The sequence below is a fragment of the Sphingomonas sp. genome, assembly GCF_031380695.1.
GTDB lineage: Bacteria > Pseudomonadota > Alphaproteobacteria > Sphingomonadales > Sphingomonadaceae > Sphingomicrobium.
Map to the genome: position 1 here is coordinate 1 of NZ_JANMWY010000201.1, position 8,451 is coordinate 8,451.

Sequence of the window (8,451 nt, forward strand, 5' to 3'; positions counted from 1 at the left end):
CGGAGCGCGCCGGTCGGGCGCGCCCCGCTCATCGATTTACTTGAGTTGCTTGAAGTCGAGCGGCGACAGCGTCCGCGCGGCATTCTGGCTGCGGGCGCGGACCGCGTTTGGCGCGGCGATCATGCCGCCCGACGAGCGCAGATAGCCGTTCGGACCGAACGCGCTCTCCTTGGTGAATTCCGCCGCATAGGCGCGCATCGCCGGGATGGCGTTCACATGCGCATTCTTGAGGTAGATGTAGAGCGGACGCGCACCCGGATACTGGAAGCTCGAGATCGACGCGTAGGTCGGCTCGACCGCGTTGACGTTGAGGCCCTTGAGACGGCCGGTATTTTCTTCGAGGTAGGAGAAGCCGAAAATGCCGATCGTGCCCGGATTGGCTTCGAGCTTCTGGACGATCAGATTGTCGTTCTCGCCCGCTTCGATGTAGGCGCCATCAGTGCGAACGCCGGTGCAGATCGCCTTGAATTTGTCGGGATCGGCCTTCTTCATCGCGGCCATCGACGCATTGGCTTCACAGGCCGGTGTCATCAGCAATTCGCCAAGCGCATCGCGCGTGCCCGACGTCGTCGGCGGCCCATAGACGCGGATTGGCAGGGCGGGCAGGCGGGCATCGACGTCCTTCCACGTCTTCGACGTGTTCGCCTTGCCGAACGGGGTCTTGGCCAGCGCCAGGTAGATCGCGCGCAGCGACACGCCGGTCATGCTGGTCGCCTTCGCCGTGGCGAGGGTCACGCCGTCGAGGCCGACCTGGATCTCGGTGACCTGGGCCACACCGTTCGAGACGCACAGCTTGGCCTCAGACGCCTTCATCCGGCGCGAGGCATTCTCGACGTCGGGGAAGCGCTCGCCGACGCCGCCGCAGAATAGCTTCATGCCCGCGCCCGTGCCGGTCGATTCGATGATCGGCGTGCCCAGCTTCGGGTTGGCGCGACCGATCTTCTCGGACACGATCTTGGCGAACGGATAGACGGTCGACGATCCGACGGCGCGCATGTTGGTGCGCGCATCGGCGATCGAGGGAATGGCAAGCGCCACCGCAGCGGTCGCCGCAAGCGTCAATGAAATTTTGGTCATGCGAGTCCCCATGGCCACCCGATGCGGCCTGACCCCGACGCCTCTAATGCGATTCGGGGACTCGCCCGTGACGTGACCGTGACACTAATATGACAGGCGAAGATGACCTCAGGCGGCGGGCCAGCGCGCGATGATGTCGACGAAGCGGCTCAGCCAGGCATTGGTCTGGTGACCGTCGACCACGCGATGGTCGATGGTCAGCGTGACATAGGCCATCGGCCGGATCAGGATAGCGTCGGCGCCGTCGACGGTGCGCACGACGACTCGCTTCTCCAGCTTGCCGACGCCGAGGATGGCGGCTTGGCCGGCATGGAGGATGATGGGCGCGGCGAGGAGGCTGCCTGATACGCCGTGGTTGGAGATGGTGAAGGTTCCGCCTGTAACGTCGGCGGCGGCGAGCTTGTCGGTGCGGGCACGCGATGTGAGGTCGTCGAGGATCGCGCCGACCTGCTCGAGGGTCAGCGCGCCGGCATCGCGCACCACGGGCACGACCAGCCCCTTGTCGCCGAGCGCGGTGCCGACACCGATGTTGATAGTGGGCGACAGCGCAATGCGGTCGCCCTCCCATCGCCCGTTGATCGCCGGCGCGGTGGCCATGGCTTCGGCGGCGGCCTTGACCAGGTAGGCGGTGTAGCTGAGCTTGGTTCCCGCCGCCGCGAGCGCCGCCTTGTGCGCGGCGATGGCGGAGAAATCGGCCTCGAACACCGCCGTCACATGGGGCGCTTCGGCGACCGCGCGGACCATATTCTCGGCGATGCGCAGGCGCATGCGGTCGTGGGGGATGTCGCTGATTGGGTCGCTGCCGGAAACTACCGCGCGATCGACATCCTCGCGGGTCAGCCGACCATTACGCCCGCTGCCAACCAGTCGGGCCGGGTCGATGTCGTGCTGGAGGAGGGCACGTTTGACCGCAGGTGAATGGCGCTGTTCTCTACCGGTACCGCTCGTCCTGAGCTTGTCGAAGGATTGTCCTTCTTGTGTTTCGGGCGAGCGAAAAGACAATCCTTCCACAAGCTCAGGATGAACGGAAAGGGTCGGCGATATCCGCGCCAGCACCGCCCCCGGAACCGCTTCCGCATCGCACTCCAGCAAAATCTCGCTCAGCACCCCCGCGCACGGTGCCGGTACTTCCTGCGTGACCTTGTCGGTTTCCAGCTCGACCAGCGGATCATTGAGCTCCACGGCATCACCGACCGCCTTCAGCCACCCGCGCACGACCGCCTTGGTGCCCTCCTGCTCATCTGGGACGCGCACGTCGATCATATCAAAAGCCAACCAGCCGGTCGATCTCGGTGCGGATGCGCGCCACGCTCGGCACCGCCCATTCGAGCAGGGTGGGATGATGCGGGCTGGGGATGTCCGGCATCGTCACCCGGGCCACCGGTGCATCGAGGTCGAGAAACGCCTCATCCGCGACCACCGCCGCAATCTCCGCGCCGAACCCGCCGGTGCGCAAATCCTCGTGGACGATCAGGCAGCGCCGCGTCCGCCCCACGCTGTCCAGCACCGCCGCGCGGTCCCACGGCATCAGCGTACGCAGGTCGATGACGTCGGCTTCGATGCCCTCCGCCGCCGCTTCGCAGCGCGGGACCATTGCGCCCCACGTGACGATGGTGATTACGTCGCCCGTCCGCGTCTTTCGCGCGACCCCGAACGGCAGGACGAAACTGTCCCCCGGCCACGGCCGCCGCGCCCAGGCATCGTCGAGCATCGCGCGATGTTCGAAGAACAGCACCGGGTCCTCGCCGCGCAACGCCCCGCGCAACAGCCCGACCGCATCCTCGGCGTTGGACGGCACCGCCACTTTCCACCCCGGATTATGGACGAACGCGACCTCATTAGTCTGGCTGTGCCACGGGTCGCCACATTTAAAGAAGCCGCCCGGCACGCGCAGCACCATCGGCGCGGCGAAGCGATTGTGGGTGCGCCAGCGCATCGTCCCGCAGTCGTTGATCTGCTCGGTCGCCGGCTCGGCATATTTGCGGAACTGGATTTCAGGGACTGGCATCAGCCCGGCCAGCGCCATCCCCACCGCGCGCCCGACGATCCCCTCCTCGTTGAGGCTGGTATCGAATACGCGCGCCGCGCCATATTTCTCCTGCAGACCGAGCGTCACCGCATGGACCCCGCCCTTCGGCCCGATATCCTCGCCGAACAGCAACACGCGCGGATTGCTCGCCAGCTCCTGGTCGAGCGTGCGGCGGATGGCGGTGACCATGTTGATCCGTTGGCCCTCGGGCCGCGGCGTATCGGTCGAGACTGGAGCGGCGATCCCGGCATTGGCCAGCCCGCCGACGCGCGCCGGCGTCCCGTCGAAGAACACATGGTCGGTGACCTGTTCGGGCAAGGAAATCCCGCGCGCCTCGGCCTCGGCCAGCGCCGCCGCGACGACGGTCGCCACCGCCGCCTCGATCGCTGGCCAGTCGAGCTGCGGTACGAATGCTTTCAACTGGGGTAGCGGATCGCGCGCCCATTCGGCCGTGACGATCGCTTCCGACTTATAGGTTTGCGTGTCCTGGAAACTATGGCCTTCGAGCCGCGGTACGGTCAGTCGCAGCAGCGCCGGACCCTTGCGCATCCGGACGTGGGCAACCGCCTGTGCGACCAGTCGCGCCGCCTCGGTCGGGTCTGTTCCGTCGCCCGACAAGATCGTCAGCCCGGCAAAGCTCGCGAGGTTCGCGGCGATGTTGCCGCCCGGTGTCTGGAACGATGAGGGAACCGAAATGCCATATCCATTGTCTTCGACAAAGAATAGCAATGGCAAAGATTGTGTAGTCGCAATAGTCAGCGCTGACCAGAACCCGCCGGTCGCACAGCTCGCATCGCCGCCGAGCACGACCGCGATGGCATCGCTCGGCCCCTCTCCCAGCACGTTGGCCTTGTAGGCGATTGCCTGGGCCCAGCCCGCCGCCGGCGTATATTGTGCCCCGACCCCGCCGCACATCGGCAGCGCGTGCGCCCCGCCGGGGTTGGGATAGTTGAACACGACCCCGATATCGCGCCCGTCGGAATAGCCACCGGCGCGGCCCATGCCCGAGCCCAGCGCATCGGCCAGCGGCACGCCGAGCGCGAGGAGCAGCGGGCGCGAGCGGTAATAGCCGCACGCCGCATCGCCATCCTTCAACTGCAATCCAAGCAGCACCTGCGCCAGGTCGTGGCCGCGCGCCGAAAACTGGTAGAGCACCTTCTTCGCCGGGACGAGCATCGTCTCTTCGAGCGCGTCGAGCGCCCGGCTCACCGTCACCAGCCGCGCCACTTCCGCCCAGTCGACGCCGGACCCAATCCCGGCCCGCACACCGGAGTCGGCTTCAGCCATCCATCGCCTCGACGACGGCAGCGATGAAGCGCGGAAGCGCTTCGTCCGACATGCCGACGACGTTGAACCGCCCGCTGTCGGCCATGTAGATCGCGCTCTTGGTGCGCAGCGACTTCACCTGGTCAAAGTTCAATGGCAGCATCGAGAACATGCCATATTGCCCAGCGATATAGGCCAGCCGTGGATCAGCCCTGGCGATCTGAGCCCGCACGCCGTTCAACCGCGCGCGCATCGCATCCAGTTCGACCTTCCAGTCGGCGGTCAGCGCCTCGTCCTGCAGCACGGTGCGCACCACCGCGCCGCCATGATCGGGCGGCATCGACCACATTTCGCGCGCCATCTGCAGCACATGCGCCATGGCGTTAGCGGTCGAGTCCTTCGCGCTCGTCTTGACGAACAGCGCCCCGACGCGGTCGCGATAGACGCCGAAATTCTTGTCGCAGCTCTGCGCGATCAGCACTTCGTCGCACACGTCGAGCAGGCCCCACGCGCCCTCGCCGTCCTCGTCGAGCCCGCGCCCGAGACCCTGGTACGCCAGATCGACCAGCGGGATCAGCCCGCGCTCCACGACCACGCGCGTCACCGCCTGCCACTGCTGCGGATCGAGGTCGGCACCAGTCGGGTTGTGGCAGCAGCCGTGGAGCAGCGCGACGTCGCCCGGCCGCCCGGCCTGCAGCGCATCGAGCATCGCGTCGAACCTGATCACGCGCCGTTCGGCGTCGTAGAAGGGATAGCGCACCACTTCGAGCCCGGTGCCCTCGGCCATCGGCGGATGGTTGGGCCAGGTCGGCGTGCCCATTAGGACGCGCGCGTAGGGGTTGGCCAGCTTGAGGACTTGGAACGCCAGCCGCAACGCGCCGCAGCCGCCGGGCGTCTGCACGCCGTCGATCCGCTCGTCGTCGGCATGGCGACCGAGCACGATCGGGCGGAGCAGTTTCGCGAATTCGACATCGCCGCGCCCGCCGAGATAACCTTTGCTCTCCTGCCGCTCCCAGAGCAGCTTCTCGGCCGCCTTAACCGCGCGCAGGATCGGCGTTGTCCCGGCTCCATCACGATAGACACCGACCCCGACGTCGATCTTCTCGGGTCGCGGATCGGCGTTGCACAGCGCGATCAGCGCGAGCAGCGAGTCGCTTTCGACCGGAGGCAAAGTGGCGAGCGAGGGCGTGAGCATATCGAGCATGGCGGCGGTCTAGCGAGAAAGCGGCCGACGTTCAAACACGTCCGTCGTTTTCCACCGTCGTCATTCCCGCGAAAGCTGGAACCCAGCACAAACGAATAAAAGCGACGGGGATGTGGAACGCTTGGTTTTGTTTCGCTTGGTCGCCGCTTTCGCGGCGAAGAAGGCGGGGGTAGGATGGCGGGATGGAAAGCATCACCCTCGCCGTTACCAACGGCATCGCCCGCATCACCCTCAACCGCCCCGACCGGCTCAACAGCTTCACCCGCGCAATGCACGCCGAGTTGCGCGAGGCGCTCGACAATCTCGGAGACGCGCGGGTGGTCGTGATCACGGGCGCGGGGCGAGGCTTCTGCGCCGGTCAGGATTTGAATGACCGTGCGGTTGCGCCCGGTGAAGCCGTCGACCTCGGCGAGTCGGTCGAGCAAAGCTGGAACCCGCTGATCCGCCGCCTCGCCGCCCTGCCGCAACCGGTCATCGCCCGGGTCAACGGCGTCGCCGCGGGGGCCGGAGCGAATATCGCGCTTGCCTGCGACCTGGTCGTCGCGGCGAATTCGGCCAAGTTCATCCAGAGCTTCGCCGCGCTCGGCCTGATCCCCGACAGCGGCGGCAGCTGGCATTTGCCGCGCCTGGTCGGCCAGGCCCGCGCGCTCGGCCTGGCGCTGACCGGCGAGCCTCTTCCGGCTGAGAAGGCCGCTGAGTGGGGACTCATCTGGAAATGCGTCGAAGACGAGGCACTCGATGCCGAGGTCGATGCCCTCGCCGCCCGGCTCGCTGCCCTGCCGCCGCTTGGCCTGGCCGCGATCAAGTCGATCATCCGCACTACCGGCGCGCGCACCCTCGACGAGGAGCTCAATCTGCAGCGCGACGAGATGCGCCGCCTCGGCTTCACCGCCGACTATCGCGAGGGCGTCGCCGCCTTCCTCGAAAAGCGCCCCGCCGTCTTCACCGGAAGCTGACCGTCATGACAATGCACCAACTATTCAACTATGCCCGCGACGAATGGGTGTCAGGTTCAGGCCCGCTGACCGAGCTCGTCTCCGCCATCGACGGAGCGCCAGTGGCTTTAACCGGCTCAGGCGGCGTCGATTTCGCCGCCATGCTCCACCACGCGCGCAGCGTCGGCGGCCCGGCGCTGCGGGCGATGACCTTTCACGAGCGGGCGCGGCTGCTCAAGGGACTGGGTCAGGCGATCCTGGCGGGCAAGGAATCACTCTACGAACTTAGCGCCCAGACCGGAGCGACGCGCCGCAACGGGTGGATCGACATCGAGGGCGGGACCGGCACGCTCGCCTCCTTCTCGTCGAAAGCGAGGCGCGATTTGCCCGACGCGACGGTGCTGCTCGACGGGCCGATCGAACCGCTGTCGAAGAGCGGGCAGTTCGTCGGCCAGCACATCTACACCTCGCTGCAGGGCGCGGCGGTGCACATCAACGCCTATAATTTCCCGGTATGGGGGATGCTCGAGAAGCTCGCCCCGACCCTGCTTGCGGGGGTGCCGGCGATCGTCAAGCCGGCTAGTTCGACGGCTTATCTGTGCGAGGCGGCGTTCCGGCTGATGGTCGACAGCGGCCTGCTCCCGCCCGGCGCGGTGCAGCTCATCGTTGGCGGGGTCGGCAACCTGTTCGACCATCTCGGCGGGCAGGACGTCGTCAGCTTCACCGGTTCGGCGGCGACCGCCGCGACGCTGCGCGCGCACCCCGTCGTTCAGCGCGAAAGCGTTCGCTTCGTCGCCGAGCAGGACAGCCTCAACGCGTCGATCCTCGGCCCTGACGTCGGTCCGGGTACGCCCGAATTCGAGCTGTTCGTGAGCGAGGTGGTGACCGAAATGACGGTCAAGGCGGGGCAGAAATGCACCGCCATCCGCCGCGCGATGGCGCCGACTGCGACCCTCGACGCGCTCGAAGCGGCGATCGGCGAGAAGTTGCGGGCGACCCTTGTCGGCGATCCGCGCGACAAGGGTAGCGGCATGGGCGCGCTCGTTTCGACCGGCCAGCGCGCCGATGTCATCGCCAATGTCGCCAAGCTGCAGGCAGCGGGGGCGCGGATCGTCTCGGGCGACCCCGCGGCGAACATCGGTCCGGCTGGCGGCGCGTTCATGTCTCCGATCCTGCTACGCACTGACGACCCGTGGGGTTGCGATGCGGTCCATGATGTCGAGCCGTTCGGCCCGGTCGCGACGATCATGCCCTATCGCGACCTCGCCGACGCGATCGCGCTCGCCAATCGCGGCCTAGGCAGCCTGGTCCTCTCGCTGTTCACTCACTCGCCCGACGTTGCGCGTGAGTTCGTGCGCGGGGCGGCGAGTTTCCACGGTCGGATGCTGGTCATCGACCGCGACAATGCCGCCGAATCGACCGGTCATGGTTCGCCACTGCCGGTGCTGGTTCATGGCGGACCCGGGCGGGCCGGCGGCGGCGAGGAATTGGGCGGGATGCGCGGCGTGAAACATTATATGCAGCGCAGCGCGATCCAAGGGTCCCCGGCGATGATCGCGGCGATCAGCGGCCAATATGTCGATGGTTTGCCCAAGCATTTCGTCGACGGCCATCCATTCCGCAAGCGGATGCGCGACCTCGTCGTCGGCGACACGCTAAGGACCGTGAGCCGCACCGTCACCATCGAGGATATCGAGACGTTCGCCCATTTTACCGGCGACACCTTCTACGCCCATATGGACGAGGAAGCGGCGAAGGCGTCACCGATCTTCAAGGGACGGGTGGCGCACGGCTACCTTATCCTGAGCTTCGCCGCCGGCCTGTTCGTCGATCCCGACCCCGGCCCGGTGCTGGCCAATACAGGGCTTGAAAACCTCCGCTTCCTCACGCCGCTCTACCCGGACGATTCGATGCGGGTCGAGCTGACCGTCCGCGCCAAG

6 protein-coding genes are annotated in these 8,451 nt (G+C 66.9%); 2 read left to right on the forward strand and 4 right to left on the reverse strand.

Going from position 1 to position 8,451, the window contains the following annotated elements; all coding sequences use genetic code 11:
* Nucleotides 1-36 precede the first annotated feature (36 nt).
* The 4 genes from RMN84_RS07360 to RMN84_RS07375 form a co-directional block, all read right to left on the reverse strand.
* The gene (locus RMN84_RS07360; protein WP_309611531.1) at nucleotides 37-1,077 is read right to left on the reverse strand and encodes a substrate-binding domain-containing protein; all 1,041 of its coding nucleotides are present in this window, start codon (nucleotides 1,075-1,077) and stop codon (nucleotides 37-39) included.
* A 108-nt stretch (nucleotides 1,078-1,185) separates the two neighbouring features.
* Nucleotides 1,186-2,340, reverse strand: coding sequence for a 2-oxo acid dehydrogenase subunit E2 (locus RMN84_RS07365; RefSeq protein ID WP_309611532.1), 1,155 nt, complete (start codon nucleotides 2,338-2,340; stop codon nucleotides 1,186-1,188).
* A gap of 1 nt (nucleotide 2,341) precedes the next feature.
* On the reverse strand, nucleotides 2,342-4,393 hold the full coding sequence (locus tag RMN84_RS07370) for a transketolase C-terminal domain-containing protein (RefSeq protein ID WP_309611533.1): 2,052 nt from the start codon (nucleotides 4,391-4,393) through the stop codon (nucleotides 2,342-2,344).
* Nucleotides 4,386-5,576, reverse strand: coding sequence for an aromatic amino acid transaminase (locus RMN84_RS07375; protein WP_309611534.1), 1,191 nt, complete (start codon nucleotides 5,574-5,576; stop codon nucleotides 4,386-4,388). Before RMN84_RS07375 ends, RMN84_RS07370 begins: the two co-directional genes overlap by 8 nt.
* Nucleotides 5,577-5,758: 182 nt before the next feature.
* Here RMN84_RS07375 and paaG point away from each other — a divergent pair, with 182 nt between their 5' ends.
* Both paaG and paaZ read left to right on the forward strand, forming a co-directional pair.
* Nucleotides 5,759-6,532 (forward strand): 2-(1,2-epoxy-1,2-dihydrophenyl)acetyl-CoA isomerase PaaG, encoded by a 774-nt coding sequence (gene paaG / locus RMN84_RS07380; protein ID WP_309611535.1) that lies wholly within the window; start codon nucleotides 5,759-5,761, stop codon nucleotides 6,530-6,532.
* A gap of 5 nt (nucleotides 6,533-6,537) precedes the next feature.
* Nucleotides 6,538-8,451: phenylacetic acid degradation bifunctional protein PaaZ (paaZ, locus tag RMN84_RS07385; RefSeq protein WP_309611536.1), on the forward strand; the 1,914-nt coding region annotated here is incomplete at its 3' end.